General features: G+C 43.1%; 35 protein-coding genes. All 35 read left to right on the top strand.

Annotated elements, in window-relative coordinates; translation table 11 throughout:
- The first annotated feature begins 172 nt into the window (after positions 1–172).
- The 35 genes from rpoB to rplQ all read left to right on the top strand — a co-directional run bounded on the left by rpoB (position 173) and on the right by rplQ (position 26,669).
- Positions 173–3,718 (top strand): DNA-directed RNA polymerase subunit beta, encoded by a 3,546-nt coding sequence (gene rpoB, locus MKX97_RS16760; protein ID WP_342536529.1) that lies wholly within the window; start codon positions 173–175, stop codon positions 3,716–3,718.
- 179 nt (positions 3,719–3,897) lie between these two features.
- Positions 3,898–7,491 carry a DNA-directed RNA polymerase subunit beta' gene (rpoC, locus tag MKX97_RS16755; protein ID WP_009499063.1) on the top strand — a complete coding sequence of 1,198 codons (3,594 nt, stop codon included), beginning with the start codon at positions 3,898–3,900 and terminating at the stop codon, positions 7,489–7,491.
- 293 nt (positions 7,492–7,784) lie between these two features.
- Positions 7,785–8,204, top strand: a complete 420-nt coding sequence (rpsL, locus tag MKX97_RS16750) for a 30S ribosomal protein S12 (RefSeq protein ID WP_009499062.1) — start codon at positions 7,785–7,787, stop codon at positions 8,202–8,204.
- A gap of 34 nt (positions 8,205–8,238) precedes the next feature.
- A complete protein-coding gene (rpsG, locus tag MKX97_RS16745) occupies positions 8,239–8,709 on the top strand; it encodes a 30S ribosomal protein S7 (RefSeq protein ID WP_009499061.1) in 471 nt (156 codons plus the stop codon).
- Positions 8,710–8,756: 47 nt separating this feature from the next.
- Positions 8,757–10,835: an elongation factor G gene (fusA, locus tag MKX97_RS16740; protein WP_009499060.1), complete on the top strand. Its 2,079-nt coding sequence runs from the start codon at positions 8,757–8,759 to the stop codon at positions 10,833–10,835.
- A 117-nt stretch (positions 10,836–10,952) separates the two neighbouring features.
- Positions 10,953–12,140: an elongation factor Tu gene (gene tuf, locus MKX97_RS16735; RefSeq protein WP_009499059.1), complete on the top strand. Its 1,188-nt coding sequence runs from the start codon at positions 10,953–10,955 to the stop codon at positions 12,138–12,140.
- A gap of 378 nt (positions 12,141–12,518) precedes the next feature.
- A complete protein-coding gene (gene rpsJ / locus MKX97_RS16730; RefSeq protein ID WP_040759929.1) occupies positions 12,519–12,827 on the top strand; it encodes a 30S ribosomal protein S10 in 309 nt (102 codons plus the stop codon).
- 36 nt (positions 12,828–12,863) lie between these two features.
- Positions 12,864–13,493 carry a 50S ribosomal protein L3 gene (gene rplC / locus MKX97_RS16725; RefSeq protein ID WP_009499057.1) on the top strand — a complete coding sequence of 210 codons (630 nt, stop codon included), beginning with the start codon at positions 12,864–12,866 and terminating at the stop codon, positions 13,491–13,493.
- Positions 13,494–13,518: 25 nt separating this feature from the next.
- The gene (rplD, locus tag MKX97_RS16720; RefSeq protein ID WP_009499056.1) at positions 13,519–14,142 is read left to right on the top strand and encodes a 50S ribosomal protein L4; all 624 of its coding nucleotides are present in this window, start codon (positions 13,519–13,521) and stop codon (positions 14,140–14,142) included.
- Positions 14,142–14,426, top strand: coding sequence for a 50S ribosomal protein L23 (rplW, locus tag MKX97_RS16715; RefSeq protein ID WP_009499055.1), 285 nt, complete (start codon positions 14,142–14,144; stop codon positions 14,424–14,426). Before rplD ends, rplW begins: the two co-directional genes overlap by 1 nt.
- A gap of 32 nt (positions 14,427–14,458) precedes the next feature.
- Positions 14,459–15,289 (top strand): 50S ribosomal protein L2, encoded by an 831-nt coding sequence (rplB, locus tag MKX97_RS16710; protein ID WP_040759928.1) that lies wholly within the window; start codon positions 14,459–14,461, stop codon positions 15,287–15,289.
- Between the two features lie 60 nt (positions 15,290–15,349).
- Positions 15,350–15,628, top strand: coding sequence for a 30S ribosomal protein S19 (rpsS, locus tag MKX97_RS16705; RefSeq protein WP_009499053.1), 279 nt, complete (start codon positions 15,350–15,352; stop codon positions 15,626–15,628).
- Positions 15,629–15,647: 19 nt separating this feature from the next.
- Positions 15,648–15,992: a 50S ribosomal protein L22 gene (rplV, locus tag MKX97_RS16700; protein WP_009499052.1), complete on the top strand. Its 345-nt coding sequence runs from the start codon at positions 15,648–15,650 to the stop codon at positions 15,990–15,992.
- A 3-nt stretch (positions 15,993–15,995) separates the two neighbouring features.
- A complete protein-coding gene (gene rpsC, locus MKX97_RS16695) occupies positions 15,996–16,652 on the top strand; it encodes a 30S ribosomal protein S3 (protein WP_009499051.1) in 657 nt (218 codons plus the stop codon).
- 2 nt (positions 16,653–16,654) lie between these two features.
- Entirely contained in the window at positions 16,655–17,089 is a 435-nt protein-coding gene (gene rplP / locus MKX97_RS16690; RefSeq protein ID WP_009499050.1) for a 50S ribosomal protein L16, read from the top strand.
- Complete coding sequence (rpmC, locus tag MKX97_RS16685) at positions 17,079–17,279, top strand: 50S ribosomal protein L29 (RefSeq protein WP_009499049.1); 201 nt, start codon at positions 17,079–17,081, stop codon at positions 17,277–17,279. The genes rplP and rpmC overlap by 11 nt, the downstream gene beginning before the upstream one ends.
- 17 nt (positions 17,280–17,296) lie before the next feature.
- Positions 17,297–17,560 carry a 30S ribosomal protein S17 gene (rpsQ, locus tag MKX97_RS16680; RefSeq protein WP_040759927.1) on the top strand — a complete coding sequence of 88 codons (264 nt, stop codon included), beginning with the start codon at positions 17,297–17,299 and terminating at the stop codon, positions 17,558–17,560.
- A 38-nt stretch (positions 17,561–17,598) separates the two neighbouring features.
- Positions 17,599–17,967: a 50S ribosomal protein L14 gene (gene rplN / locus MKX97_RS16675; protein WP_009499047.1), complete on the top strand. Its 369-nt coding sequence runs from the start codon at positions 17,599–17,601 to the stop codon at positions 17,965–17,967.
- A 35-nt stretch (positions 17,968–18,002) separates the two neighbouring features.
- Positions 18,003–18,314, top strand: a complete 312-nt coding sequence (gene rplX, locus MKX97_RS16670) for a 50S ribosomal protein L24 (RefSeq protein WP_342536527.1) — start codon at positions 18,003–18,005, stop codon at positions 18,312–18,314.
- Positions 18,315–18,340: 26 nt separating this feature from the next.
- Positions 18,341–18,880, top strand: coding sequence for a 50S ribosomal protein L5 (gene rplE / locus MKX97_RS16665; protein ID WP_009499045.1), 540 nt, complete (start codon positions 18,341–18,343; stop codon positions 18,878–18,880).
- Between the two features lie 20 nt (positions 18,881–18,900).
- Positions 18,901–19,086 carry a 30S ribosomal protein S14 gene (gene rpsN / locus MKX97_RS16660; RefSeq protein WP_009499044.1) on the top strand — a complete coding sequence of 62 codons (186 nt, stop codon included), beginning with the start codon at positions 18,901–18,903 and terminating at the stop codon, positions 19,084–19,086.
- Between the two features lie 29 nt (positions 19,087–19,115).
- A complete protein-coding gene (gene rpsH, locus MKX97_RS16655) occupies positions 19,116–19,514 on the top strand; it encodes a 30S ribosomal protein S8 (protein ID WP_009499043.1) in 399 nt (132 codons plus the stop codon).
- 30 nt (positions 19,515–19,544) lie between these two features.
- Positions 19,545–20,084: a 50S ribosomal protein L6 gene (gene rplF, locus MKX97_RS16650; protein ID WP_009499042.1), complete on the top strand. Its 540-nt coding sequence runs from the start codon at positions 19,545–19,547 to the stop codon at positions 20,082–20,084.
- Between the two features lie 33 nt (positions 20,085–20,117).
- On the top strand, positions 20,118–20,480 hold the full coding sequence (gene rplR / locus MKX97_RS16645; RefSeq protein ID WP_078818360.1) for a 50S ribosomal protein L18: 363 nt from the start codon (positions 20,118–20,120) through the stop codon (positions 20,478–20,480).
- Positions 20,481–20,502: 22 nt separating this feature from the next.
- Complete coding sequence (rpsE, locus tag MKX97_RS16640; protein ID WP_009499040.1) at positions 20,503–21,003, top strand: 30S ribosomal protein S5; 501 nt, start codon at positions 20,503–20,505, stop codon at positions 21,001–21,003.
- Positions 21,004–21,016: 13 nt separating this feature from the next.
- A complete protein-coding gene (gene rpmD / locus MKX97_RS16635; protein WP_009499039.1) occupies positions 21,017–21,199 on the top strand; it encodes a 50S ribosomal protein L30 in 183 nt (60 codons plus the stop codon).
- 32 nt (positions 21,200–21,231) lie between these two features.
- Complete coding sequence (gene rplO, locus MKX97_RS16630) at positions 21,232–21,672, top strand: 50S ribosomal protein L15 (RefSeq protein ID WP_009499038.1); 441 nt, start codon at positions 21,232–21,234, stop codon at positions 21,670–21,672.
- Entirely contained in the window at positions 21,672–22,964 is a 1,293-nt protein-coding gene (gene secY / locus MKX97_RS16625) for a preprotein translocase subunit SecY (RefSeq protein ID WP_342536526.1), read from the top strand. The genes rplO and secY overlap by 1 nt, the downstream gene beginning before the upstream one ends.
- A 48-nt stretch (positions 22,965–23,012) precedes the next feature.
- Complete coding sequence (locus tag MKX97_RS16620) at positions 23,013–23,666, top strand: adenylate kinase (RefSeq protein WP_009499036.1); 654 nt, start codon at positions 23,013–23,015, stop codon at positions 23,664–23,666.
- Positions 23,667–24,011: 345 nt separating this feature from the next.
- On the top strand, positions 24,012–24,230 hold the full coding sequence (infA, locus tag MKX97_RS16615) for a translation initiation factor IF-1 (protein ID WP_040759924.1): 219 nt from the start codon (positions 24,012–24,014) through the stop codon (positions 24,228–24,230).
- A 39-nt stretch (positions 24,231–24,269) separates the two neighbouring features.
- The gene (gene rpmJ / locus MKX97_RS16610; protein ID WP_076758849.1) at positions 24,270–24,383 is read left to right on the top strand and encodes a 50S ribosomal protein L36; all 114 of its coding nucleotides are present in this window, start codon (positions 24,270–24,272) and stop codon (positions 24,381–24,383) included.
- Between the two features lie 24 nt (positions 24,384–24,407).
- A complete protein-coding gene (gene rpsM, locus MKX97_RS16605; protein ID WP_009499032.1) occupies positions 24,408–24,773 on the top strand; it encodes a 30S ribosomal protein S13 in 366 nt (121 codons plus the stop codon).
- A gap of 25 nt (positions 24,774–24,798) precedes the next feature.
- Positions 24,799–25,188 (top strand): 30S ribosomal protein S11, encoded by a 390-nt coding sequence (gene rpsK / locus MKX97_RS16600; protein WP_009499031.1) that lies wholly within the window; start codon positions 24,799–24,801, stop codon positions 25,186–25,188.
- Positions 25,189–25,312: 124 nt separating this feature from the next.
- Positions 25,313–26,257, top strand: a complete 945-nt coding sequence (locus MKX97_RS16595; RefSeq protein ID WP_009499030.1) for a DNA-directed RNA polymerase subunit alpha — start codon at positions 25,313–25,315, stop codon at positions 26,255–26,257.
- A gap of 31 nt (positions 26,258–26,288) precedes the next feature.
- Positions 26,289–26,669, top strand: a complete 381-nt coding sequence (gene rplQ / locus MKX97_RS16590) for a 50S ribosomal protein L17 (protein WP_009499029.1) — start codon at positions 26,289–26,291, stop codon at positions 26,667–26,669.
- Positions 26,670–26,835 lie beyond the last annotated feature (166 nt).

Genomic DNA, 26,835 nt, shown 5'->3' with positions numbered 1-26,835 from the left:
TGCAGCTGTATGCCCTTTTGTGTGAATTGGAAAAGAAAGAGGCATACTGATGTTTGGATAAAAGATTGTGAAATCGAAAATGAGCTCTTGCCGGAACTCGTTTTCTTTTTGTTTTTTCGAAGTCACAGCTGAAATTCTGATTTTGCAAAAACTAATATTGTCTTAATGAGGGGTGAATGAGTTGACAGGTCATTTAGTTCAGTATGGTCAACATCGTCAGCGTAGAAGTTTTGCGCGAATCAACGAAGTGCTCGATCTGCCAAATTTGATTGAAATTCAAACGGCATCGTATGAGTGGTTCTTGGAGGAAGGTTTGCGAGAAATGTTCCGAGATATTTCTCCTATCCAAGATTTCACTGGAAACCTATCCTTGGAATTTATCGACTACCAACTGGGTGAACCAAAATACCCGGTAGACGAATCGAAGGAGCGCGATGTGACATACGCAGCACCGCTTCGTGTAAAAGTACGTCTTCACAATAAAGAAACTGGCGATGTAAAAGAACAAGACGTTTTCATGGGAGATTTCCCGCTTATGACCGAAAACGGCACATTCATTATTAATGGAGCAGAACGAGTTATCGTTTCTCAGCTCGTTCGTTCGCCAAGTGTCTATTACAATGATAAAATGGACAAAAACGGTAAACGCGGTTTTGGCGCTACTGTTATTCCGAACCGTGGTGCATGGCTTGAATATGAGACAGATGCAAAGGACGTTGTACATGTACGGATCGATCGTACTCGTAAATTGCCCATTACTGTCTTGCTGCGTGCATTAGGCTTCTCGACTGACCAAGAAATTATCGATTTGATCGGTGATAATGAATACCTACGTAATTCACTTGAAAAAGATAACACCGAGACTTCGGAAAAAGCTATGCTTGAAATTTACGAGCGCTTACGTCCGGGTGAACCACCAACGCTAGATAGTGCAAGAAGTTTGCTTTATTCTCGTTTCTTTGATCCGAAACGTTATGATTTGGCGAATGTCGGACGTTATAAAATGAATAAAAAGCTTCATCTGCAAAACCGACTTTTCAATCAAACTGCCGCGGAAACGCTTGTTGATCCTGAAACTGGAGAAATTCTCGTGGAGAAAGATCAGTTGATTGACCGACGTACTCTAGATCGACTGCTTCCGTTTTTATCCGAAGGTATTAACACGCAGTCAATTGAACATGTCGGATCGGTTTTGGAAGAGCCAATGACGATTCAAACGCTAAAAATTTACGCACCGAAAAGTGAAGAAAAACAAGTACTCAATGTCATTTCTAATGCTGAAGTAGACGAGTCTGTTAAACATATTACCCCTTCAGATATTGTAGCTTCTATCAGCTATTTCTTTAACCTCTTACATGGCGTGGGAAATACAGATGATATAGATCACCTTGGAAATCGTCGTTTGCGTTCTGTTGGTGAGTTGCTTCAAAACCAATTCCGTATCGGACTATCCCGGATGGAGCGTGTTGTTAAAGAACGTATGTCCATCAACGATACACAATCCATCGTACCGCAACAATTGATCAATATACGTCCAGTTATCGCGTCTATAAAAGAGTTCTTCGGAAGTTCCCAGCTGTCTCAGTTCATGGACCAAACGAATCCGCTTGCTGAATTGACGCACAAACGTCGTTTATCTGCACTCGGACCAGGTGGTTTGACTCGTGAACGTGCAGGGATGGAAGTTCGTGACGTGCATTACTCACACTACGGCCGTATGTGTCCGATTGAAACGCCGGAGGGTCCGAACATTGGGCTGATTAACTCATTATCTACATTTGCTAAAGTAAATCGTTTTGGTTTTATTGAGACACCTTATCGGAAGGTAGATCCTGAAACAGGCCGTGTAACAGCGCAAATCGATTATCTGACAGCGGATATTGAGGATAATTACGTAGTAGCACAAGCAAACGCGCCACTTGGCGAGGACGGTTCATTTGTCAATGATGAAGTCGTAGGACGTTTCCAAGGGGACAACACAGTCTTCAAACGGGACCAAATTGACTATATGGACGTTTCTCCTAAACAGGTCGTTTCTGCAGCGACTGCATGTATCCCATTCCTAGAGAATGATGACTCCAACCGTGCGTTGATGGGGGCGAACATGCAACGTCAAGCGGTTCCTCTATTGAACCCGGAAGCGCCTTTCGTAGGAACGGGTATGGAGCATATCTCAGCGCGTGATTCAGGCGCAGCGGTTGTTTCCAAGCATTACGGAATCGTGGAGCATGTGGAAGCGAAAGAAGTACGCATTCGCAGAATTGAAGAAATTGACGGTAAAGAAGTGAAGGGTGACCTTGCAATTTATCGTTTGTCTAAATTCATTCGTTCCAACCAAGGGACTTGCTATAACCAACGTCCGATCGTCCAAGTGGGCGACCGTGTAAAACCGCTTGATATATTAGCAGACGGCCCGTCTATGGAACAAGGAGAGCTTGCGCTCGGTCGTAATGTTCTGACTGCGTTCATGACATGGGATGGTTATAACTACGAGGATGCTATTATCATGAGTGAACGTCTAGTAAAAGACGATGTCTTCACATCTGTCCATATTGAAGAATATGAGTCAGAAGCGCGTGATACGAAGCTTGGACCGGAAGAAATCACTCGTGACATTCCGAATGTCGGAGAAGATGCATTGCGCAATCTTGACGATAGAGGAATTATCCGAGTAGGTGCAGAAGTTCGGGACGGCGATATCTTGGTCGGTAAAGTAACTCCTAAAGGGGTAACGGAATTGACTGCTGAAGAACGCCTTCTACACGCAATCTTTGGAGAAAAAGCACGTGAAGTCCGCGATACATCACTGCGTGTTCCACACGGTGCCGGTGGGATCGTGCTTGACGTGAAAGTATTCAACCGTGAAGACGGCGATGAACTTTCTCCAGGAGTTAACCAGCTAGTCCGAGTATACATTGTACAAAAACGTAAAATCTCTGTCGGAGACAAAATGGCCGGACGTCACGGAAACAAAGGGGTTATTTCTAGAATCTTACCAGAATCTGAAATGCCTTACTTGCCGGATGGCACACCGATTGATGTCATGTTGAATCCACTAGGGGTTCCGTCACGGATGAACATCGGACAGGTTCTTGAAATGCACTTGGGTATGGCGGCACGCAGCCTAGGGACGCACATGGCATCCCCTGTATTTGACGGGGCGAACGAAGAAGATGTGTGGTCTACTATGGAAGAGGCAGGCATGAACCGAGACGGTAAAACTGTCTTGTATGATGGCCGTTCAGGTGAACCATTTGATAACCGCGTATCTGTCGGTGTCATGTACTTGATTAAGCTGGCGCACATGGTTGATGACAAGTTGCACGCACGTTCCACTGGTCCGTACTCTCTCGTTACACAGCAACCACTTGGTGGTAAAGCGCAGTTCGGTGGACAGCGTTTCGGTGAGATGGAAGTGTGGGCACTTGAGGCATATGGTGCAGCTTATACCTTGCAAGAAATCTTAACAGTCAAATCCGATGATGTCGTAGGCCGTGTGAAAACATACGAAGCGATTGTCAAAGGAGACAGTGTGCCTCAACCAGGTGTACCGGAATCGTTTAAAGTTCTTATCAAAGAACTGCAAAGTCTTGGGTTGGATGTCAAAATGCTGACCGAAGACCTTGAAGAAATCGAGTTGCGAGACTTAGAGGACGAAGAAGACTTGCAGCCAACTGACGCATTGAACTTGATGAAAGAAGATCAACCGATATCCTAAAGCGGAAAGCGCTGATCTGAACTAACATAAATAAGAAAATCACAACCGAATAGAAGAGGGCTTCGAGCACCCTCTTCTATTCTATTCAGCTTAAGAAATACTTCTGGCTGAATGCGACACTACAAGTAAAGTTGCCTGACAAGCCATTGCGGCGATTAGACTAAAGGGAGGTAGGCTCCTTGATCGATGTTAATAATTTTGAGTATATGAAAATTGGCCTGGCTTCACCAGACAAGATCCGTTCTTGGTCATATGGAGAAGTAAAAAAACCTGAAACTATCAACTACCGTACGTTGAAACCTGAGAAGGACGGATTGTTCTGCGAAAGAATTTTCGGACCGACAAAAGACTGGGAATGTCATTGCGGTAAGTATAAGCGGGTTCGTTACAAAGGCGTCGTCTGTGATCGTTGTGGCGTAGAAGTAACGCGTCAAAAAGTGCGCCGCGAACGAATGGGTCACATTGAGCTTGCAGCACCTGTCACGCACATTTGGTATTTCAAAGGAATTCCTAGCCGGATGGGCTTGATTCTAGACATGACACCACGTGCATTAGAAGAGATTATTTATTTCGCTTCTTACGTAGTAGTAGATCCCGCTGATACACCACTAGAGCGGAAACAGTTACTTTCGGAAAAAGAATACCGGATTTATCGTGAAAAATACGGTTCTAAATTCCAAGCAGCCATGGGAGCAGAAGCGATTGAGCAACTGCTGCGTGCAATTGATTTAGACAAAGAAACAGATTCCTTAAAAGAAGAGTTGAAAACGGTCCAAGGTCAACGTCGTACAAGAGCGATCAGACGCCTGGAAGTTGTGGAGTCATTCCGTAACTCAGGAAACCGCCCAGAGTGGATGGTTTTGGAAGTTCTCCCTGTTATCCCTCCAGAGTTGCGACCAATGGTACAGCTAGACGGCGGACGTTTCGCAACTTCTGACCTAAATGATCTGTACCGTCGTGTCATTAACCGGAATAACCGACTGAAACGACTATTAGATTTAGGTGCACCAGGCATCATTGTCCAAAACGAAAAACGTATGTTGCAAGAAGCGGTAGATGCGCTTGTAGATAATGGACGCCGCGGTAGACCGGTTACAGGTCCTGGTAATCGTCCTTTGAAATCTCTTTCTCATATGTTGAAAGGGAAACAAGGTCGTTTCCGTCAGAACTTACTAGGTAAACGAGTAGACTATTCAGGTCGTTCCGTAATCGTAGTAGGACCTAGTCTGAAAATGTATCAATGCGGACTGCCGAAAGAAATGGCGATTGAGCTATTCAAGCCGTTCGTTATGAAAGAATTGGTGGAACGTAATTTAGCCCATAATATCAAGAGTGCGAAAAGAAAGATTGAGCGTTTGCATTCCGAAGTATGGGATGTACTTGAAGATGTAATTAAAGAACATCCAGTACTTCTTAACCGAGCACCGACGCTTCACCGTCTGGGAATCCAGGCATTTGAACCGATGCTCGTAGAAGGTCGAGCGATTACATTGCATCCACTCGTCTGTACGGCATATAACGCTGACTTTGACGGTGACCAAATGGCAGTCCACGTTCCTCTTTCTGCGGAAGCACAAGCAGAAGCGCGTCTGTTGATGCTAGCTGCTCAAAACATTTTGAATCCGAAAGACGGGAAGCCGGTTGTTACTCCTTCACAGGATATGGTTCTCGGGAATTATTATTTAACATTGGAACGCAAAGATTCAGCTGGGGAAGGTTCAGTATTCAGTGATCCGAATGAGGCATTAATTGCTTATCAAACCGGACACGTTCACTTGCACACCCGTATTGCAATCCAAGCGGGTAGCATAAATAATCCTACATTTACAGAAGAGCAGAACAAACAGCTTTTACTGACTACTGTAGGTAAAATAATTTTCAACGAGATTCTGCCTGAGTCGTTCCCTTACATCAACGAACCGACCGACAACAACTTGCAAGTGGAGACGCCTGATAAGTATTTCGTAGATGGAACGGTAAATGTGAAAGAACACTTGGAGAATGCAGAGCTTGTATCGCCTTTCAAAAAGGGGATCTTAGGAGACATCATCGCGGAGATCTTCAAACGATTCCATATTACGGAAACGTCAAGGATGCTGGACCGAATGAAAAACCTCGGATTCAAATATTCTACTCGTGCTGGTATTACAATCGGTATTTCGGATATCGTTGTCTTGCCGAACAAAGCGGATATTTTACATGATGCACAGGAGAAAGTGGATAAGGTCACTCAACAGTTCCGCCGTGGTTTAATTACCGAAGAAGAACGTTATGACCGTGTTATTTCTTACTGGAGCCATGCGAAAGATGTTATTCAGAATAAATTGATGGATTCATTGGATAATGAAAACCCGATTTACATGATGAGTGACTCCGGGGCACGTGGTAATGCATCGAACTTTACGCAACTCGCAGGTATGCGGGGACTGATGGCCAACCCGGCTGGACGGATTATCGAACTTCCGATCAAATCCTCTTTCCGTGAAGGACTGACAGTACTCGAATACTTTATCTCCACTCACGGTGCGCGTAAAGGTCTTGCAGATACAGCCTTGAAAACAGCTGACTCAGGTTACTTGACGCGTCGTCTAGTAGACGTTGCACAAGATGTCATAGTGCGCGAAGACGACTGTGGTACAGACCGTGGTCTTGAAATCGCTGCTTTGACAGAAGGAAATGAAATGATTGAAACTCTTCAAGAGCGTATTGAAGGCCGTCATACGAAAAAGACTATTTTCCATCCGGAAACAGGCGAAGTGATTCTGGAGAAGAATGGTTTAATTACAGCTGATGCTGCTACTACAATCATTCAGGCAGGTATTGAACAGGTGACGATTCGTTCGGCATTTACTTGTAATACAAAGCATGGTGTTTGTAAAAAATGTTACGGAATTAACTTGGCTACAGGTGAAGCAGTGGAAGTAGGAGAAGCAGTAGGTATTATTGCGGCTCAATCTATTGGTGAACCTGGTACGCAGTTGACGATGCGGACATTCCACACAGGTGGGGTAGCTGGAGACGATATTACACAAGGTCTTCCGCGGATTCAGGAGATATTCGAATCTCGGAATCCGAAAGGGCAGGCGGTCATTTCAGAGATTGCCGGAACAGTTGTGGATATCGACGAAATCCGTGAAGGTCAAAAAGAGATTACCATCCAAGGTGAAGTGGAAACACGTAAATATTTGGCTCCGTATAATGCGCGCTTGAAAGTAGAAGAAGGCGACGTGATTGAACGAGGCGAAAGTATTACAGAAGGTTCCATCGATCCGAAAGAATTGATCGTGGTCAAAGATGTAGCAACTGTACAAGAGTATTTATTAAAAGAAGTACAGAAGGTTTACCGAATGCAAGGGGTAGAAATTGGCGATAAGCACGTAGAAGTAATGGTTCGTCAAATGTTGCGCAAAGTTCGGATAATCGAAGCTGGAGATACAGATCTTCTGCCAGGTTCTTTATTGGATATTCATCAGTTTGCTGAAGCGAATGCGAAAGTGTTGTTGTCAGGCAAAGCGCCAGCGACTTCACGTCCAGTTATTCTTGGAATTACTAAAGCCTCGCTTGAAACAGAGTCCTTCTTATCAGCGGCTTCGTTCCAGGAAACGACGAGAGTTCTTACAGATGCGGCCATCAAAGGTAAAACAGATGAGTTGCTAGGTCTGAAAGAAAACGTCATTATCGGGAAATTAGTACCTGCAGGAACTGGTATGCAAAGATACCGTCAGATCAAGATGGAACATGAAGAACAAGAAGAAACAATTACAGTAGATTAAGAATAAACGGGACCTCGGTCCCGTTTATCTTTATTAAGCAAAATTGATTTTCTCAAACTTGTTGACAAGTCTTTCTGCAGATGATAATATACAAAAGGTTGATAGTTGTTGGTCGAAACTTTTATAAGTGACGGCGAGAAGCAATCATCATTATAAAACAACAGTGAACAGAGATCTCTGGAGTTTACTGAATTCCGTTTTTGTGTGTGCACGCACAAGAACTTTGTTTTTACCTAAAAATGAACCACCTGGATGTGTGGTATTACAAAAAGCTCGGAAGGAGGAACAACCTGATGCCTACAATTAACCAATTAGTCCGTAATCCTCGTAAGTCGAAATCGGAGAATTCTAAATCACCGGCTCTAGGAAAAAGCTACAACAGCTTTAAAAAGTCAATGACAAACGTGAACTCACCACAAAAAAGAGGTGTTTGTACACGTGTTGGTACTATGACTCCTAAGAAACCGAACTCGGCGCTACGTAAATATGCTCGTGTTCGTTTGACAAATACTTTGGAAGTTAACGCGTATATCCCAGGTGAAGGCCACAACTTGCAAGAACACAGTGTGGTACTAATCCGCGGAGGTCGTGTAAAAGACTTACCGGGTGTTCGTTACCATATCGTACGTGGTGCGCTTGATACAGCTGGAGTTACTGGCCGTATGCAAAGCCGTTCTCAATACGGCGCAAAGAAACCAAAAGAAAAGAAATAATATAATCTAATGATATCGAAAGGAGGAACTAATTATGCCTCGTAAAGGTCCAGTTGCAAAACGCGATGTATTACCTGATCCGATTTATAATTCCAAGCTTGTAAGCCGCCTTATCAACAAAATGATGGTAGACGGTAAGAAAGGTACTTCTCAAAAAATCCTTTATGGAGCGTTCGAAATTGTTAAAGAACGTTCTGGTAAAGAACCAATTGAAGTATTTGAAGCAGCTTTAAATAATGTAATGCCAGTTCTTGAAGTGCGTGCTCGCCGTGTTGGTGGAGCGAACTATCAAGTGCCAGTTGAAGTGCGTCCTGAACGTCGTACTACGCTAGGTCTTCGTTACCTTGTTAACTATTCACGTACTCGTGGAGAGAAAACAATGGAAGAACGTCTAGCGAACGAAATTCTTGATGCTTCTAACAACACAGGTGCTTCTGTAAAACGCCGTGAAGAAATGCATAAAATGGCTGAAGCCAACAGAGCATTCGCTCACTATCGTTGGTAAGTCCGGATAAACTACAGCAGTAATCCGAAACGGAAGGAGTTTACAATATGGCTAGAGAGTTCTCCTTAGAGAATACTCGTAACATTGGTATCATGGCTCACATTGACGCTGGTAAGACAACGACAACTGAGCGGATCCTTTTTTACACAGGTAAAATCCACAAAATTGGTGAAACACACGAAGGTGCTTCACAAATGGACTGGATGGAGCAAGAACAAGAACGTGGAATTACGATTACATCTGCTGCTACAACAGCTGCATGGAAAGGTCACCGCGTAAACATCATCGATACACCGGGACACGTAGACTTCACAGTGGAAGTTGAACGTTCATTGCGTGTACTAGATGGTGCCGTTACAGTACTTGATGCTCAATCAGGTGTTGAGCCACAAACGGAAACAGTTTGGCGTCAAGCGACAAACTACAAAGTACCACGTCTTGTATTCGTAAACAAAATGGATAAAACAGGTGCAGATTTCCTTTACTCTATCGGAACTCTTCGCGATCGCCTACAAGCGAATGCGCATCCTATCCAATTGCCGATCGGTGCAGAAGATCAATTCTCTGGAATTATCGACTTGATCGAAATGAAAGCGACATTGTATCCGAATGACCTAGGCACTGATGTGACAGTGGAAGATATCCCTGCTGAATATTTAGAGCAAGCGAATGAGTACCGTGAAAAGCTAATTGAAGCAATCGTAGACTTTGACGAAGACTTAATGGAAAAGTATCTCGGCGGCGAAGAACTAACAGTAGAAGAAATCAAAACAGCTATTCGTAGAGCTACATTAGCGGTTGAATTCTATCCTGTAGTTTGCGGAACAGCTTTCAAAAACAAGGGAGTACAATTAGTGTTGGATGCAGTAGTCGACTACTTGCCATCACCACTTGATATTCCTCCAATGGTAGGAACAAATCCTGATACTGAAGAAGAGGAAGAGCGTCATTCTAGCGATGAAGAGCCATTCTCTGCACTTGCATTTAAAGTAATGACGGATCCTTATGTAGGGAAACTTACATTCTTCCGTATTTATTCAGGCGTACTTCAAGCAGGTTCTTATGTTACAAACTCTTCAAAAGGCAAACGTGAACGCGTAGGACGTATCCTGCAGATGCACGCGAACAGCCGTGAAGAAATTTCTGAAGTGCATGCGGGTGAAATTGCTGCTGCTGTAGGTTTGAAAGATACGGGAACAGGCGACACACTTTGTGATGAGAAAGCCTTGATTATCTTAGAATCAATGGAATTCCCTGAACCTGTTATTTCCGTAGCGATCGAGCCAAAAACAAAAGCGGACCAAGATAAAATGGGTCAAGCTCTTGCTAAGTTACAAGAAGAAGATCCAACGTTCCGTGCACATACGGATCAAGAAACAGGCGAAGTTATCATCGCAGGTATGGGTGAACTTCACTTGGACATCATCGTTGACCGTCTGAAGCGTGAATTCAAAGTGGAAGCAAACGTGGGCGCGCCACAAGTTTCTTACCGCGAAACATTCCGTCAGTCTGCTGAAGTCGAAGGTAAATTCGTACGTCAATCAGGTGGACGTGGACAATTTGGTCACGTTTGGATCGAGTTTGGTCCAAATGAAGAAGGAAAAGGATTCGAATTCCAAAACAATATTGTTGGTGGTACTGTTCCTCGTGAATATATCCCAGCAGTTGAAGCAGGACTTCGTGATTCATTAGACAACGGTATTTTGGCTGGATATCCATTAATCGATATCAAAGCACGTCTATATGATGGATCTTACCATGACGTTGACTCCAACGAAATGGCATTCAAGATCGCTGCATCCATGGCTTTGAAAAATGCAGCATCTAAATGTTCACCAGTACTTCTTGAACCAACAATGAAAGTAGAAGTAATCATTCCAGAAGAATACATGGGCGACATTATGGGTGACATTACATCCCGTCGTGGACGTGTAGAAGGTATGGAAGCTCGTGGTAACGCACAAGTTGTTCGTGCAATGGTTCCACTTGCTGAAATGTTCGGTTATGCAACAGCACTTCGTTCTAATACGCAAGGCCGCGGAGTATTCTCCATGGTGTTCGATCACTATGAAGAAGTTCCAAAGTCAGTTGCTGAAGAAGTAATCAAGAAAAACAAAGGTGAATAATAAAGTTCATCCTTGTTTCTGACAGTGAATACTTGTAAGATATGGATAGTCGAGGGTACGCTTTCGGCTTCCATGCTATAAAAACTAAACTTTTGAATTTAAGGGAGGACCTCTAAAATGGGTAAAGAAAAATTCGACCGCTCCAAGGAGCACGCAAACGTAGGAACAATTGGTCACGTTGACCATGGTAAAACAACTTTGACTGCAGCTATTGCAACAGTTCTATCTAAAGCAATGGGTGGAGAAGCGAAATCATACGCTGACGTTGATAACGCACCTGAAGAAAAAGAGCGTGGAATCACAATCAGTACTTCACACGTTGAGTATGAAACTGAAAAGCGTCACTATGCACACGTTGACTGCCCAGGTCACGCTGACTATGTTAAAAACATGATCACTGGTGCTGCACAAATGGATGGCGGAATCCTAGTAGTATCTGCTGCTGACGGCCCAATGCCACAAACTCGTGAGCACATCCTTCTTTCACGTCAAGTAGGTGTTCCTTACCTAGTTGTCTTCATGAACAAATGTGACATGGTAGACGATGAAGAACTACTTGAACTAGTAGAAATGGAAATCCGTGAACTTCTATCTGAATATGACTTCCCTGGCGATGATATTCCAGTAATCCGTGGATCTGCTCTTAAAGCTCTTGAAGGAGAAGCAGATTGGGAAGCTAAAATCATTGAATTGATGCAAGCTGTTGATGATTATATCCCAACTCCAGAACGTGATACTGACAAGCCATTCATGATGCCTGTTGAGGACGTATTCTCAATCACAGGTCGTGGTACAGTTGCAACAGGACGTGTTGAGCGTGGAGTAGTTAAAGTCGGAGATGTTGTTGACATCATCGGTCTTACTGAAGAACCAAAATCTACTACTGTAACAGGTGTAGAAATGTTCCGTAAACTTCTTGACTATGCAGAAGCTGGAGACAACATCGGTGCACTTCTTCGTGGAGTATCTCGTGAAGACATCGAGCGTGGACAAGTTCTTGCTAAGCCAGGTTCAATCACACCACACACTCAGTTCAAATCTGAAGTGTATGTTCTTTCAAAAGAAGAGGGTGGACGTCATACTCCATTCTTCTCTAACTACCGTCCTCAGTTCTACTTCCGTACAACTGACGTAACAGGTATTATCCAACTTCCTGAAGGCGTAGAAATGGTTATGCCTGGGGATAACGTTGAAATGACAGTTGAACTGATCTCTCCAATCGCGATTGAAGAAGGTACTAAATTCTCAATCCGTGAAGGTGGACGTACAGTTGGAGCTGGCGTTGTAGCTACAATCACAAAATAATTCGATTGAATCCCGCCTTAACGGCGGGATTTTTTTATGTTTATCAAAAGAAATATTAAGCAGTAGTGATGCACTACATCTGCCTAATCTAAATCACTTGCATTTGATTATAATTTACATGGTTTAAAAGAAAAAAGTGCTTTCTAAATACGTGCATCTCGCTGTAAAACCTGTTAAAATAATAAACGGATTAAAAAATAGACTAATTTCTTCAAAAGGGTTGCGCGATCCTCTTAAGTTATGTATAATGTTGAATGTTGGTCTTTGACTGCGATGAAGCGAGAGGTTGCCGATACACCCGGCCGCTTTGCCATGGCGCGTGTATGGGAAATTTTCGTGGAGAATTGTCTAGAAAATAGGCGAAAGGGAGGGAAAGTAATGGCAAAACAAAAGATTCGTATTCGTTTGAAAGCTTATGATCACAGAATGTTGGATCAGTCAGCTGAGAAGATTGTTGAAACGGCTAAACGTTCTGGTGCAAGTGTTTCAGGTCCAATTCCGTTGCCAACTGAAAGATCAGTTTACACGGTATTGCGTTCAGTTCACATTTACAAAGATTCACGTGAGCAATTTGAAATGCGTACACACAAACGTTTAATCGATATCGTGAATCCGACTCCACAAACTGTGGATGCGTTAATGAAGCTTGATTTACCATCAGGCGTCGACATCGAAATCAAACTATAAAAAATAAAACAATGAATATTACAGGAGGTGTGACTAATGACCAAAGGAATCTTAGGAAGAAAAGTCGGTATGACGCAAGTATTTGCTGAAAACGGCGATTTAATCCCAGTAACAGTGATTGAAGCTGCTCCAAACGTTGTTCTTCAAAAGAAGACAGTTGATACAGACGGCTACGAATCAATCCAACTTGGATTTGACGATAAACGTGAAAAGCTTTCAAACAAGCCTGAGCAAGGCCACGTAGCAAAAGCTAACACGGCACCTAAGCGCTTCATTCGCGAAATTCGCGGAGCAGACGTTAGTGCATACGAAGTTGGTCAGGAAGTCAAAGTCGATACATTTGCAGCAGGCGATGTAGTAGACATTACAGGAGTATCAAAAGGTAAAGGATTCCAAGGTGTCATTAAGCGTCACGGTTTCTCACGTGGACCAATGACTCACGGATCTCGTTTCCACCGCGCACCAGGTTCTCTAGGAGCGGTTGATGGACAACGTGTATTCAAAGGGAAGAAACTACCTGGACGTACTGGTGGCAAAACAGTAACGATCCAAAACGTTGAAATCGTACGAGTTGACGAAGAACGCAACTTGTTGCTAGTAAAAGGTAACGTTCCTGGAGCTCGCAAATCACTTGTTCAAGTGAAAAGCGCAATTAAAGGGAACTGAGTAAAACAGGAAGGAGGAAATAGGAATGCCTAAAGTATCTGTAGTAAGTCAAACAGGTTCTGCAGTCGGCGACATCGAATTAAACGATGCGATTTTTGGAATCGAGCCGAACGAAGCAGTATTATATGAAGCAATCGTTCAACAACAAGCTTCTTTGCGCCAAGGTAACCATAAGGTTAAAACTCGCGCAGAAGTTGCAGGCGGCGGTCGTAAACCATGGCGCCAAAAAGGCACAGGCCGTGCACGTCAAGGTTCAATCAGATCACCACAATGGCGCGGGGGCGGTATCGTATTCGGTCCAACACCACGTAGCTATAGCTATAAAATGCCTAAGAAAGTTCGTCGTTTAGCACTTCTTTCTGCACTTTCAACGAAAGTTCGCGCAGAAGAACTAATCGTTGTGGACAACTTGGCGTTTGATGCACCAAAGACAAAAGGCTTTGTTAAAGTACTTGAAGATCTTTCAATTACAAAGAAAGCACTATTTGTTACAGCTGACCTGGAAGAAACAGTAGCTTTGTCTGCACGTAATATTCCTGGCGTTAGCGTAGTTACAGCGAACGGCATCAATGTTCTTGACCTAGTCGGACATGATCAACTCGTTATGACTAAAGCAGCAGTTGAAAAAGTAGAGGAGGTGCTTGGTTAATGGAAGCACGTGATATTTTGAAACGTCCGGTCATTACCGAGCGTTCTTCTGAGCAAATGGATCTTAGAAAATATACATTCGAAGTGGATACACGCGCGAACAAAACGCATGTTAAACAAGCTATCGAAGAAATTTTCGGTGTAGAAGTTGAAAAAGTAAACGTTCAGAACTACAAAGGTAAGTTCAAACGTATGGGGAAACATGCTGGCTATACAAACAAACGCCGCAAAGCGATTGTTACACTTACAGCTGATTCCAAAGATATCGAACTTTTTGAAATGTAATTAACGCACAAATAATGAAGGAGGGAACACAAATGGCGATCAAGAAGTACAAAGCTACCTCCAACGGGCGTCGTAACATGACTTCTTCTGATTTCTCTGAAATTACTACAGATAAACCAGAAAAATCATTGCTTGAACCAATCAAGCGTAACGGCGGACGTAACAACCAAGGTAGAATGACAGTTCGTCACCATGGTGGAGGACATAAGCGCCAATACCGCGTCATCGATTTCCAACGCCGGAAAGATGGCATACCAGGACGCGTTGCTACGATCGAATACGATCCAAACCGTTCTGCAAACATCGCATTAATCAATTATGCTGATGGAGAGAAAAAATATATCCTTGCACCAAAGGGATTGCAAGTAGGTTCCACAATCATGTCAGGACCTGAAGCAGATATCCGTGTAGGGAATGCACTACCACTAGAAAACATTCCGATGGGTTCTACTATTCACAACATTGAAATGAAGCCAGGCAAGGGTGGACAACTTGTTCGTTCTGCAGGAACTTCAGCTCAACTACTTGGACGTGAAGGCAAATATGTCATCATTCGTCTACAATCAGGTGAAGTGCGTATGATTCTTTCTACTTGCCGTGCAACAATCGGTCAAGTCGGTAACGAACAGCACGAATTGATTAACATTGGTAAAGCAGGTCGTTCACGTTGGTTAGGCAAGCGTCCAACTGTTCGTGGATCTGTTATGAACCCTAACGATCACCCACACGGTGGTGGTGAAGGACGTACACCAATCGGCCGTCCGAGTCCTGTTACTCCTTGGGGTAAACCAACTCTTGGATACAAAACTCGTTCTAAGAACAATAAATCAGATAAACTTATCGTTCGCCGTCGTAAAAAATAATGTGATTGCACTGCGGTTCAGAAGATGGACCGTAGTACAAACTCGGAAGGAGGTTCCAGAATGGGCCGCAGCTTGAAAAAAGGACCTTTTGCAGATGACCATTTACTAAAAAAGGTTGACGCACAAAAAGATTCAGAAAAGAAACAGGTAATTAAAACTTGGTCACGCCGTTCAACAATCTTCCCGTCATTCATCGGTATGACGATTGCAGTATATGATGGACGCAAACATGTTCCTGTTTATGTAACAGAAGATATGGTAGGACACAAACTAGGTGAATTCGTACCTACGCGCACATACAAAGGCCATGGTGCCGACGATAAGAAAACAAAACGCTAATTGAGAGGAGGTTATCCTGATGCAACAAGCTAAAGCATCTGTACGCACAGTCCGTATTGCTCCTCGCAAAGTCCGTTTGGTCGTTGATCTTATTCGGGGCAAGAAAATCGGTGAAGCTGTCGCGATTCTACGACTTACGCCTAAAGCGGCATCTCCGGTTGTAGAAAAACTTTTGAAATCAGCGATTGCAAATGCTGAACACAATTACGAAATGAACACTGAAGACTTGATCGTCAGTGAAGTATTCGTAGATGAAGGACCAACAATGAAACGTTTCCGTCCACGTGCACAAGGTCGTGCAAGTGCGATTAACAAACGTACGAGCCACATCACGTTAGTGGTATCCGAAAAGAAGGAGGGGTAATTAGTGGGCCAAAAAGTACATCCTAATGGACTGCGTGTCGGTGTCATCCGTGACTGGGACTCAAAATGGTACGCGGAAAAAGATTATGCGTCCTTACTACACGAAGACTTAAAGATTCGTGAATATATTGAAAAGCGTCTTGTAGATGCATCAGTTTCTAAAGTTGAAATTGAGCGTGCTGCTAAGCGTGTAAACATTACAATCCACACTGCAAAGCCAGGTATGGTTATCGGTAAAGGTGGTTCCGAAGTCGAAGCACTTCGTAAACAACTTAACGAAATCACAGGCAAGCGTGTACACATCAATATCGTAGAAGTAAAACGTGCTGATTTGGATGCGAAACTAGTCGCAGAATCAATCGCTCGTCAATTGGAAAGCCGTGTATCTTTCCGTCGTGCACAAAAACAAGCAATTCAACGTACGATCCGTGCAGGCGCTAAAGGTATCAAAACACAAGTTTCTGGACGTCTCGGCGGTGCCGATATTGCGCGTGCAGAACACTATAGTGAAGGAACTGTCCCTCTTCATACATTACGTGCTGATATAGACTATGCACATGCTGAAGCTGATACTACTTATGGTAAGCTTGGCGTTAAAGTATGGATTTATCGTGGTGAAGTCCTTCCAGTCAAGAAGAACTCTGGGGAAGGAGGCAAATAATCATGTTAATGCCTAAACGTGTTAAACATCGTCGTGTATTCCGTGGGAAAATGCGTGGTGAAACAAAAGGTGGCGCTACTGTACAATTTGGTGAGTTTGGTCTTCAAGCTACAGAATCAGGTTGGATCACGAACCGTCAAATTGAATCTGCGCGTATCGCTATGACTCGTTATATGAAACGTGGCGGTAAAGTTTGGATCAATATTTTCCCGCATAAACCATATACTAAAAAGCCTCTAGAAGTCCGGATGGGTTCCGGTAAGGGTGCTGTAGAAGGCTGGGTTGCAGTTGTGAAGCCCGGTAGAGTAATGTTTGAAATTGCAGGTGTTCCAGAAGAGGTAGCTCGTGAAGCGCTTCGACTCGCATCGCACAAACTTCCTGTAACAAGCAAGTTTGTAAAACGTGAAGAAATTGGTGGTGAGTCTAATGAAAGCTAAAGAAATTCGTGACTTAACAACTGCAGAAATCGAGCAAAAAGTGAAATCACTGAAAGAAGAGCTTTTCAACCTTCGCTTCCAGTTAGCGACAGGTCAATTAGAAAACACTGCACGCATCCGTGAAGTACGCAAATCGATTGCGCGCATGAAAACTGTAATACGTCAAAGAGAAATCAGTGCAAATAACTGATGAAGGAGGTTGCAGCCATGACTGAGCGTAACCAGCGCAAAGTATACACAGGCCGTGTCGTTTCCGATAAAATGGATAAAACCGTTACGGTAATGGTAGAAACACATAAAAAACATTCTTTATACGGTAAGCGTGTAAAGTATTCTAAAAAGTTCAAAGCACATGATGAGCTAAACGAAGCGAAAATTGGCGATGTAGTTCGTATTATGGAAACTCGTCCATTATCCGCAACTAAGCGTTTCCGTCTTCTAGAAGTCGTTGAAAAAGCGGTCATCATCTAATCGGTTTTTAACTCAGATTTTGGAAGGAGGTAGCCTCGATGATTCAACAAGAAACTCGTATGAAAGTTGCTGACAACTCTGGTGCTCGTGAAGTACTTACGATCAAAGTGCTAGGTGGCACAGGCCGTAAAGTAGCTAATATCGGTGATATCGTTGTTTGTACAGTGAAGAAAGCAACACCAGGTGGCGTTGTTAAGAAGGGTGACGTTGTAAAAGCGGTCATCGTTCGTACGAAAAGTGGAGTTCGTCGTAAAGACGGTTCTTACATTACGTTTGACGAAAATGCTTGCGTTATCATCCGTGATGACAAGGGACCACGTGGAACACGTATTTTCGGACCAGTTGCTCGCGAACTTCGTGACAGCAACTTCATGAAAATCATTTCACTCGCTCCAGAAGTTCTTTAATTCTAATGACAGAGCCAGTCAAGGAGGTGCGATAGATGCACGTTAAAAAAGGCGACAAAGTTATGGTGATCTCTGGTAAAGATAAAGGTAAAACAGGTGTGATCCTAACTGCTTATCCGAAAAAAAACCGTGTGCTTGTTGAAGGTATTAATATCGTCAAGAAACATACGAAACCGAACCAAGAAAACCCTCAAGGCGGAATTGTAAGCCAAGAAGCTGCTATTCATGTCTCAAACGTGATGGTCATCGATCCTAAATCAGGCGAGCCGACTCGTGTAGGTTATAAAGTGGAAGACGGTAAGAAAGTACGTATTGCGAAAAAATCCGGTGAAGCACTGGATAAGTAAGTAAGGCATGAAAGGAGGTCCGACTGATGAGTCGTTTGAAAGAGAAATTTACTAAAGAAATCACTCCTGCTCTTATGAGCAAGTTTGAATATACATCTGTAATGCAAGTCCCTAAAGTTGATAAAATCGTTATCAACATGGGTGTTGGTGATGCTGTTCAAAACGCGAAAGCACTTGACGCAGCTGTTGAAGATCTAACAATTATCTCAGGTCAAAAACCAGTCGTAACAAAAGCGAAGAAGTCTATCGCTGGTTTCCGTCTACGTGAAGGTATGCCGATCGGAGCAAAAGTAACGCTTCGCGGTGAACGCATGTATGAGTTTCTCGATAAATTAGTGTCTGTCTCACTACCACGTGTACGTGACTTCCGTGGCGTTTCTAAAAAAGCGTTCGATGGTCGCGGAAACTACACATTAGGTGTGAAAGAGCAACTTATTTTCCCTGAAATTGACTACGATAAAGTATCAAAAGTACGCGGAATGGACATCGTCATCGTGACGACTGCAAACACTGACGAAGAAGCACGTGAACTGCTTACACAGTGTGGCATGCCGTTCCAAAAGTAAAATAATAGGGAGGCGAAAACGTGGCTAAGAAATCAATGATCGCTAAACAGAAACGTACGCCAAAGTACAAAGTACAAGAATATACACGTTGCGAACGTTGTGGTCGCCCACATTCAGTATATCGCAAATTTAAACTTTGCCGTATTTGTTTCCGCGAACTTGCATATAAGGGACAAATTCCTGGCGTCAAAAAAGCCAGCTGGTAATCCCCTAATTAGGGAAGGAGGTTAATTCAATGACAATGAGTGATCCGATTGCAGATATGCTTACACGCATCCGTAACGCGAACATGGTTCGCCACGAGAAGCTTGAGGTACCTGCTTCAAACGTAAAGAAAGAAATCGCTGAAATCTTAAAACGAGAAGGTTTCGTTCGTGATGTGGAATACGTGGAAGATAACAAACAAGGCATCATCCGCATTTTCCTTAAATACGGCCAAGATAACGAGCGCGTAATCAACGGCTTGAAACGTATTTCTAAACCAGGACTTCGTGTGTATGCAAAATCAAATGAAGTACCTAAAGTGCTTAATGGCTTAGGTGTTGCACTAGTTTCTACATCAAACGGTGTAGTAACAGACAAAGAAGCCCGCGCTAAACAAATCGGTGGAGAAGTCGTCGCTTACGTTTGGTAATTTGCGACAAATGAATGGAGGTGCAATAGAATGTCCCGTATTGGTAATCGTCAGATCGAAGTTCCTGAAAACGTTACGGTAACAATTTCAGCTGATAACTTCGCAACTGTTAAAGGTCCGAAAGGTGAACTTTCAAGACAATTAGATCAAGAAATCACTATCAACCAGGAAGGTAATGTCATTACATTGACTCGTCCTTCTGATTCTAAAGATCATCGTTCAATCCACGGTACAACACGCTCTGTGCTTAACAACATGGTGGTTGGTGTATCAACTGGATTTGAACGCACGCTAGAATTGATCGGGGTTGGATATCGTGCACAAATGCAAGGTAAGAAACTTGTATTGAATGTTGGGTATTCACATCCTGTTGAATTCACACCAGAAGAAGGTGTAGAAGTTGAAGTGCCGGCGAACACGAAAATTATTGTCCGCGGCTACAACAAAGAACACGTAGGTGCTCTTGCTTCTAACATCCGTCAAGTACGTCCACCAGAGCCTTATAAAGGTAAAGGTATTCGATATGAAGGCGAAATCGTTCGTCGTAAAGAAGGTAAAACAGGTAAATAATACCGCCTGAGGTATTTGGAAGGAGTGACCACGATGATCACGAAACAAGATAAAAACGCTGTCCGTAAAAAGCGTCACGCACGTGTGCGTACGAAAATCAGCGGAACTGCAGAGCGTCCACGTCTAAACGTTTACCGTTCAAACAAACATATCTATGCACAATTGATTGACGACATGAATGGTGTAACAATCGTTAGTGCTTCTACAATGGATAAAGAAGTTGAGGCTGGATCTACAGGGAACGCTGCATCTGCAGCTAAAGTCGGCGAGCTTATTGCGAAAAAAGCTGTTGAAAAAGACGTCAAGTCGGTTGTTTTCGACCGTGGCGGATATCTTTTCCATGGCCGTGTTAAAGCTCTTGCTGATGCAGCACGCGAAAATGGACTGGAATTTTAATTAAGAAGGAGGGACATATTTCATGCGTCGTAATGATCAAAACAAAAGTGAGTTTGAAGAACGCGTAGTAACGATCAACCGAGTTGCGAAAGTGGTGAAAGGTGGACGTCGTTTCCGCTTTACTGCACTTGTCGTTGTCGGTGATAAAAACGGCCGTGTCGGTTTTGGAACTGGTAAAGCACAAGAAGTTCCAGACGCAATCCGTAAAGCGATTGAAGATGCGAAGAAAAACTTGATTGAAGTGCCAATGGTTAAAGGTACAACTCCACATGAAGTGCTAGGACGCTTTGGTGCAGGACAGATCCTTATCAAACCAGCTGCTCCAGGTACTGGAGTAATTGCGGGCGGACCAGTTCGTGCGGTACTTGAACTTGCAGGCATCACGGATATTCTTTCAAAATCTCTTGGATCAAGCACACCAATCAACATGGTACGTGCGACAATCGAAGGATTGCAGAATTTGAAACGCGCAGAAGATGTAGCAAAATTGCGTGGTAAATCCGTGGAAGAACTGTTAGGTTAAGGGGGGAAATACAATGGCGAACAAACTTGAAGTCACCCTTACGAAAAGTGTTATCGGTTCTAAGCCGACACAACGTAAAACAATTGAAGCGCTAGGTCTTCGAAAGTTAAATCAAACAGTTGAGCATCAAAACAATGATGCAATCCGTGGTATGATCACAAAGGTCAGTCACTTGGTAACCGTTAAGGAAATCTAAGTGTTATTTTAGAATAAGGAGGTGCCGATAAGATGAAATTACACGAGTTAAAACCAGCTGAGGGATCTCGTAGAAACCGTAAACGTATTGGTCGTGGGATTGGTTCTGGAACAGGTAAAACTTCCGGTAAAGGTCACAAAGGTCAAAACGCACGTTCAGGCGGCGGTGTACGTCTTGGTTTCGAAGGTGGACAAATTCCTCTTTTCCAACGACTTCCTAAGCGTGGGTTCACGAACATCAATCGTAAAGATTATGCGATCGTTAACCTTGACACATTAAATCGTTTCGAAGAAGGCACGGAAGTAACGCCGGAACTGCTAATTGAAACTGGAGTTGTTAGTAACGCAAAATCTGGTATCAAGATTCTTGGAAACGGAACACTTGAGAAAAAGATTACTGTTAAAGCTAATAAATTCTCCGCTTCTGCAAAAGAAGCAATCGAAAAAGCGGGCGGGCAAACTGAGGTGGTATAATGTTTCAGACAATCTCTAACTTCATGCGTGTGAAAGAGATCCGGTCTAAAATAATTTTTACCCTCCTAGTGCTCATCGTGTTTAGACTAGGGACATTTGTTCCGGTTCCAAACGTTGATGCAACTGCTTTACAACAATCAAATAACCAGTTTATCGGTTTTTTGAACACTTTCGGTGGAGGTGCACTTTCAAACTTTTCAATCTTCGCAATGGGGATCATGCCGTATATCACTGCTTCCATCATTGTGCAGTTATTGCAAATGGATGTTGTGCCGAAGTTTACTGAGTGGTCAAAACAAGGGGACGTTGGAAGACGTAAACTTGCACAGTTCACAAGATACTTCACAATTGTTCTGGCTTTTATCCAAGCAATTGCCATGTCCTTTGGTTTTAACCAAACGTTTGGTGGTCAGCTGATAGCGGATAATAGTGTGTCTACATATGTCGTAATTGCGATTGTGTTGACTGCAGGAACATCTTTCCTACTATGGCTTGGTGAACAAATTACTGCGAAAGGTGTCGGAAATGGTATTTCCATCATTATTTTTGCAGGGATTGTCGCCGGTATTCCGAATGCTGTAAACCAGTTGTATGTAACTCAAATCCAAGACGCTGGAGATGCACTATTTATCCGGATTGCAACGATGATATTACTGCTGATCGTAATCGTAGCGATTGTAGTTGGAGTTATTTACTTCCAAGAAGCTTTGCGGAAGATTCCGATTCAATATGCGAAACGCGTTTCAGGACGTAATCAGTCGGTTGCAAGCCAACAAACACATTTACCTTTGAAATTAAATGCTGCGGGTGTTATTCCAGTAATCTTTGCTGTGGCATTTTTCATCACACCACAACAAATCGCTCCATTTTTCGGTGAGAATAGTGTAACTAAAACAATCATTCGGATTTTCGATTATACAAATCCGATCGGGATGATTTTATATGTAACACTCATTGTCGCGTTCACCTATTTCTATGCATTCATTCAAGTGAATCCGGAGAATATGGCTGAAAACCTGAAAAAACAAGGTGCGTATATTCCAGGAATTCGTCCGGGTGCAAATACTCAAAAGTATTTAACTAGTACTCTGTATAGACTGACATTCGTCGGCTCGATCTTCCTTGCCGTTGTTGCTGTCATGCCTATTTTCTTCATCAACTTGGCGAATCTGCCTCAATCCGCTCAAATCGGCGGAACGAGCTTGCTCATCGTAGTAGGGGTTGCCCTTGAAACAATGAAGCAATTGGAATCTCAGTTAGTGAAGAGACATTACAGAGGCTTTATGAAATAAAAAGCAATAGCCTGACCTATTGTGTAACTAAATGGAGGGCAAGGACGTATGAATATCGTATTAATGGGTCTGCCGGGTGCTGGTAAAGGTACGCAAGCAGATAAAATTGTCGAAAAGTACGGAATCCCTCATATTTCTACAGGCGATATGTTCCGTGCTGCCATCAAAGATGGCACGGAACTTGGAGTTAAAGCAAAATCGTTCATGGATCAAGGAGCATTGGTTCCTGATGAAGTTACTATTGGTATCGTACGTGAGCGGTTGAGCAAATCGGATTGTGACAAAGGTTTTCTTCTTGATGGATTTCCTAGAACAGTTGCTCAGGCAGAAGCATTAGATGCATTGCTTGAAGACTTAGGTAAGCAAATCGAGTATGTATTAGACATTGAAGTCGATACAGAAGAATTAGTTGCAAGATTATCTGGACGTCGTATTTGTAAAGTGTGCGGCACGTCCTATCACTTGATCTTCAACCCGCCAAAGGTAGAAGGTATTTGTGATAAAGACGGTGGCGAGCTTTACCAACGCGCAGATGACAATCCCGAGACTGTCATGAATCGTTTGGAAGTAAATATGAATCAGACAGCTCCTTTACTCGACTTTTATGGCGAAAAAGGTGTGCTGACAAAAATTAATGGTCAACAAGACATTGATCTTGTATTCAAGGATTTGGATACAGTATTGCAAGGAAACACGAAGTAATCAATCCTTTTCGGGCACAACTGCATCACTGTTCGGAAAGTAATGGTTGAAAACGAGCTGCAAAAGCATAGGGTGCCCGGTATAGGACAATGAGAGTTTTTCGATTGATTCTTCAGTAGTTCCTACATGCATTATCGCGTAAACCGCGTTATAATGTTTAATTGGTAACCGCTGTGAGAACAATAAAGGAACTCACTCGCAGAAATGCGAAACAGCGAAATGTGGCAGACGTCTTTCGAACATCACTCATGCAAACTGGACATATGTTGAAGGAAGCTTTTTGAAGGCGACTGATGCCGCTCGATGGTGAAAGCCTTTATTGGATATAGAAGGGAGACAGGATTGATGGCGAAGGACGACGTAATTGAGGTAGAAGGAACTGTTCTTGAAACGTTGCCAAATGCGATGTTTAAAGTGGAGTTGGAAAACGGACATACGGTGCTAGCACACGTATCAGGTAAAATTCGTATGCACTTTATTCGTATTCTGCCTGGCGACAAAGTGACAATGGAACTTTCGCCTTATGATTTGACACGTGGTCGTATCACATACCGTTTTAAATAAAACTTTTGCACTCCGGAATATTGAAGGAGGTTGGGTAGGATGAAAGTAAGACCATCTGTAAAACCGATCTGCGAAAAATGTAAAGTTATTCGTAGACGCGGCCGAGTAATGGTAATCTGTGAAAATCCAAAACACAAACAAAGACAAGGTTAAAACACAAGGAGGTGCACAACTTATATGGCACGTATTGCTGGTGTAGACGTTCCGCGCGATAAGCGCGTTGTCATTTCATTGACATATATTTTTGGAATCGGTAAAACAACTGCGAAAAATATTTTGAATGCAACTAACATATCTGAAGAGACACGAGTTCGTGATCTAACGGATGCAGAGCTTGACAAAATTCGTGAGGAAATTGACAGCTTGAAAGTAGAAGGGGATCTACGTCGTGAAACTTCTCTTAACATCAAGCGTTTGATGGAAATCGGTAGTAACCGTGGAATCCGTCACCGTCGTGGATTGCCTGTTCGTGGACAAAACACGAAAAACAATGCACGTACTCGTAAAGGTCCAAAACGTACAATCGCAAACAAGAAAAAATAATAGGTAAAGGAGGGCTCTTTCCAACATGGCACGTAAACAACAAACTCGTAAACGTCGTGTGAAAAAGAATATTGAAACTGGTATTGCACATATCCGTTCGACGTTCAATAATACTATCGTTACTATTACAGATAGCCACGGTAATGCACTTTCATGGTCTAGTGCTGGTGCACTTGGCTTCAGAGGTTCTCGTAAATCCACTCCATTTGCTGCACAAATGGCTGCTGAAACTGCAGCGAAAACAGCAATGGAACATGGTTTAAAATCATTGGAAGTAACAGTTAAAGGACCAGGTGCTGGTCGTGAAGCGGCTATCCGTTCACTACAAGCTGCAGGTCTTGAAGTTACTGCGATCAGAGACGTAACTCCGGTTCCGCACAATGGTTGCCGCCCGCCAAAACGTCGTCGCGTATAATCGGTTTGAATCTATTGGATTAAGAAAGACAATTTTTGTTAATACTGTTGAAATAGGATACCTATTATCAGTGAATTCAATATGGTTAAACCAATACAGAAGACGTTTTGAGGAGGGTAAATAAATGATCGAGATTGAGAAACCAAAGATTGAAACAGTTACGATCGGTGAAGATTCACAGTTTGGTAAGTTTATTATCGAACCGCTGGAGCGTGGATACGGAAACACCCTAGGGAATTCCTTGCGTCGCATACTCTTGTCTTCATTACCAGGAGCGGCTGTGACATCTATTCAAATCGATGGAGTGCTTCATGAATTCTCAACAATTGAAGGTGTCGTTGAAGACGTATCGACAGTTATTTTGAACGTGAAGAAGCTCGCTCTCAAGATTTACTCAGATGATGAGAAAGTTATTGAGATCGATGTGAAAGGTGAAGGCGTCGTGACGGCTGCGGATATCACACATGATAGTGATGTCGAAGTATTGAATCCAGATCTCCCGATTGCTACTCTCGGTAAAAATGGACATTTACGTATGCGTATGTATGCTGTACGTGGACGTGGATATGTTCCTTCCGATCAAAACAAACGTGAGGATCTAGCGATTGGTGTAATTCCGATCGACTCAATTTACACTCCAGTATCACGTGTTAATTTTCAAGTAGAGAACACTCGCGTCGGTCAAAGTACCAACTTTGATAAGTTGACACTCGATGTGTGGACAGATGGCAGCATCGGCCCTAAAGAAGCTGTTTCACTTGGAGCTAAAATTTTAACGGAACACTTAAATATATTCGTTGGTATGACTGACGAAGCACAAACTGCAGAAATCATGGTAGAGAAAGAAGAAGACCAAAAAGAGAAGGTTCTTGAGATGACGATTGAAGAACTTGACCTTTCTGTCCGATCTTATAACTGCTTGAAGCGTGCAGGCATCAATACCGTTTTGGAACTTGCGAACAAGTCCGAAGACGAAATGATGAAAGTGCGAAACCTAGGCCGCAAATCACTTGAAGAAGTGAAGGCTAAATTGGATGAGCTAAACCTTGAGTTACGCTCTGAAGAATAACTGACATATACTTGAAGGAGGGAAACTTCAAATGGGATACAGAAAACTTGGACGCACAAGTTCACAACGTAAAGCAATGCTACGCGACCTTACGACAGATTTAATCGTCCATGAGCGCATCCAAACAACTGAAGCGCGTGCGAAAGAATTGCGTTCAGTAGTAGAAAAGATGATTACTCTTGGTAAACGTGGAGATCTACATGCACGTCGTCAAGCTGCTGAATATATTCGTCGTGAAACGGTGACTGTTGAAAATGAAGAGGGCGAAGAAGCAACAGTGTTTGCACTTCAAAAACTCTTTGATACAGTGGCACCTCGTTATGCAGATCGCCAAGGCGGTTATACACGTATAATGAAAATGGGCCCTCGCCGCGGCGATGGTGCACCAGTAGTTATTATTGAATTGGTGTAATTCCATACACTTTGAGGGTGTGTCTGTCACGCACAGCCACACCCTTTTATCTTAATCTGGATTAAGCTTTTGGCTGATATTACAGATTGGAACACATATTAGATTTATACGACTTAAAAGCTGAGTGTTATGATCAGCGAGCAATCGACTGGTCTAGCTCTACGTA

Source organism: Sporosarcina sp. FSL K6-3508 (assembly GCF_038615825.1).
Lineage (GTDB): Bacteria > Bacillota > Bacilli > Bacillales_A > Planococcaceae > Sporosarcina > Sporosarcina newyorkensis.
Note: the sequence above shows the minus strand (reverse complement) of the source record. Positions and strands in the feature narration are given on the sequence as shown.

Excerpts from the sequence above, each read along its gene's own strand:
- rplQ (WP_009499029.1), top strand. The coding sequence starts at position 26,289 with ATGGGATACAGAAAACTTGGACGCACAAGTTCACAACGTAAAGCAATG.
- rplN (WP_009499047.1), top strand. The coding sequence starts at position 17,599 with ATGATTCAACAAGAAACTCGTATGAAAGTTGCTGACAACTCTGGTGCT.
- rplD (WP_009499056.1), top strand. The coding sequence starts at position 13,519 with ATGCCTAAAGTATCTGTAGTAAGTCAAACAGGTTCTGCAGTCGGCGAC.
- rplF (WP_009499042.1), top strand. The coding sequence starts at position 19,545 with ATGTCCCGTATTGGTAATCGTCAGATCGAAGTTCCTGAAAACGTTACG.
- secY (WP_342536526.1), top strand. The coding sequence starts at position 21,672 with ATGTTTCAGACAATCTCTAACTTCATGCGTGTGAAAGAGATCCGGTCT.
- rplP (WP_009499050.1), top strand. The coding sequence starts at position 16,655 with ATGTTAATGCCTAAACGTGTTAAACATCGTCGTGTATTCCGTGGGAAA.
- rplX (WP_342536527.1), top strand. The coding sequence starts at position 18,003 with ATGCACGTTAAAAAAGGCGACAAAGTTATGGTGATCTCTGGTAAAGAT.
- rplO (WP_009499038.1), top strand. The coding sequence starts at position 21,232 with ATGAAATTACACGAGTTAAAACCAGCTGAGGGATCTCGTAGAAACCGT.
- rpsJ (WP_040759929.1), top strand. The coding sequence starts at position 12,519 with ATGGCAAAACAAAAGATTCGTATTCGTTTGAAAGCTTATGATCACAGA.
- rpsM (WP_009499032.1), top strand. The coding sequence starts at position 24,408 with ATGGCACGTATTGCTGGTGTAGACGTTCCGCGCGATAAGCGCGTTGTC.
- rplV (WP_009499052.1), top strand. The coding sequence starts at position 15,648 with ATGCAACAAGCTAAAGCATCTGTACGCACAGTCCGTATTGCTCCTCGC.
- rpmJ (WP_076758849.1), top strand. The coding sequence starts at position 24,270 with ATGAAAGTAAGACCATCTGTAAAACCGATCTGCGAAAAATGTAAAGTT.
- rplE (WP_009499045.1), top strand. The coding sequence starts at position 18,341 with ATGAGTCGTTTGAAAGAGAAATTTACTAAAGAAATCACTCCTGCTCTT.
- rpsS (WP_009499053.1), top strand. The coding sequence starts at position 15,350 with ATGGGCCGCAGCTTGAAAAAAGGACCTTTTGCAGATGACCATTTACTA.
- rpsH (WP_009499043.1), top strand. The coding sequence starts at position 19,116 with ATGACAATGAGTGATCCGATTGCAGATATGCTTACACGCATCCGTAAC.
- infA (WP_040759924.1), top strand. The coding sequence starts at position 24,012 with ATGGCGAAGGACGACGTAATTGAGGTAGAAGGAACTGTTCTTGAAACG.
- rpsK (WP_009499031.1), top strand. The coding sequence starts at position 24,799 with ATGGCACGTAAACAACAAACTCGTAAACGTCGTGTGAAAAAGAATATT.
- tuf (WP_009499059.1), top strand. The coding sequence starts at position 10,953 with ATGGGTAAAGAAAAATTCGACCGCTCCAAGGAGCACGCAAACGTAGGA.
- rpsQ (WP_040759927.1), top strand. The coding sequence starts at position 17,297 with ATGACTGAGCGTAACCAGCGCAAAGTATACACAGGCCGTGTCGTTTCC.
- rpmD (WP_009499039.1), top strand. The coding sequence starts at position 21,017 with ATGGCGAACAAACTTGAAGTCACCCTTACGAAAAGTGTTATCGGTTCT.
- rplR (WP_078818360.1), top strand. The coding sequence starts at position 20,118 with ATGATCACGAAACAAGATAAAAACGCTGTCCGTAAAAAGCGTCACGCA.
- rpsE (WP_009499040.1), top strand. The coding sequence starts at position 20,503 with ATGCGTCGTAATGATCAAAACAAAAGTGAGTTTGAAGAACGCGTAGTA.
- rplB (WP_040759928.1), top strand. The coding sequence starts at position 14,459 with ATGGCGATCAAGAAGTACAAAGCTACCTCCAACGGGCGTCGTAACATG.
- rpsG (WP_009499061.1), top strand. The coding sequence starts at position 8,239 with ATGCCTCGTAAAGGTCCAGTTGCAAAACGCGATGTATTACCTGATCCG.
- MKX97_RS16595 (WP_009499030.1), top strand. The coding sequence starts at position 25,313 with ATGATCGAGATTGAGAAACCAAAGATTGAAACAGTTACGATCGGTGAA.
- fusA (WP_009499060.1), top strand. The coding sequence starts at position 8,757 with ATGGCTAGAGAGTTCTCCTTAGAGAATACTCGTAACATTGGTATCATG.
- rplC (WP_009499057.1), top strand. The coding sequence starts at position 12,864 with ATGACCAAAGGAATCTTAGGAAGAAAAGTCGGTATGACGCAAGTATTT.
- rplW (WP_009499055.1), top strand. The coding sequence starts at position 14,142 with ATGGAAGCACGTGATATTTTGAAACGTCCGGTCATTACCGAGCGTTCT.
- rpmC (WP_009499049.1), top strand. The coding sequence starts at position 17,079 with ATGAAAGCTAAAGAAATTCGTGACTTAACAACTGCAGAAATCGAGCAA.
- rpsL (WP_009499062.1), top strand. The coding sequence starts at position 7,785 with ATGCCTACAATTAACCAATTAGTCCGTAATCCTCGTAAGTCGAAATCG.
- MKX97_RS16620 (WP_009499036.1), top strand. The coding sequence starts at position 23,013 with ATGAATATCGTATTAATGGGTCTGCCGGGTGCTGGTAAAGGTACGCAA.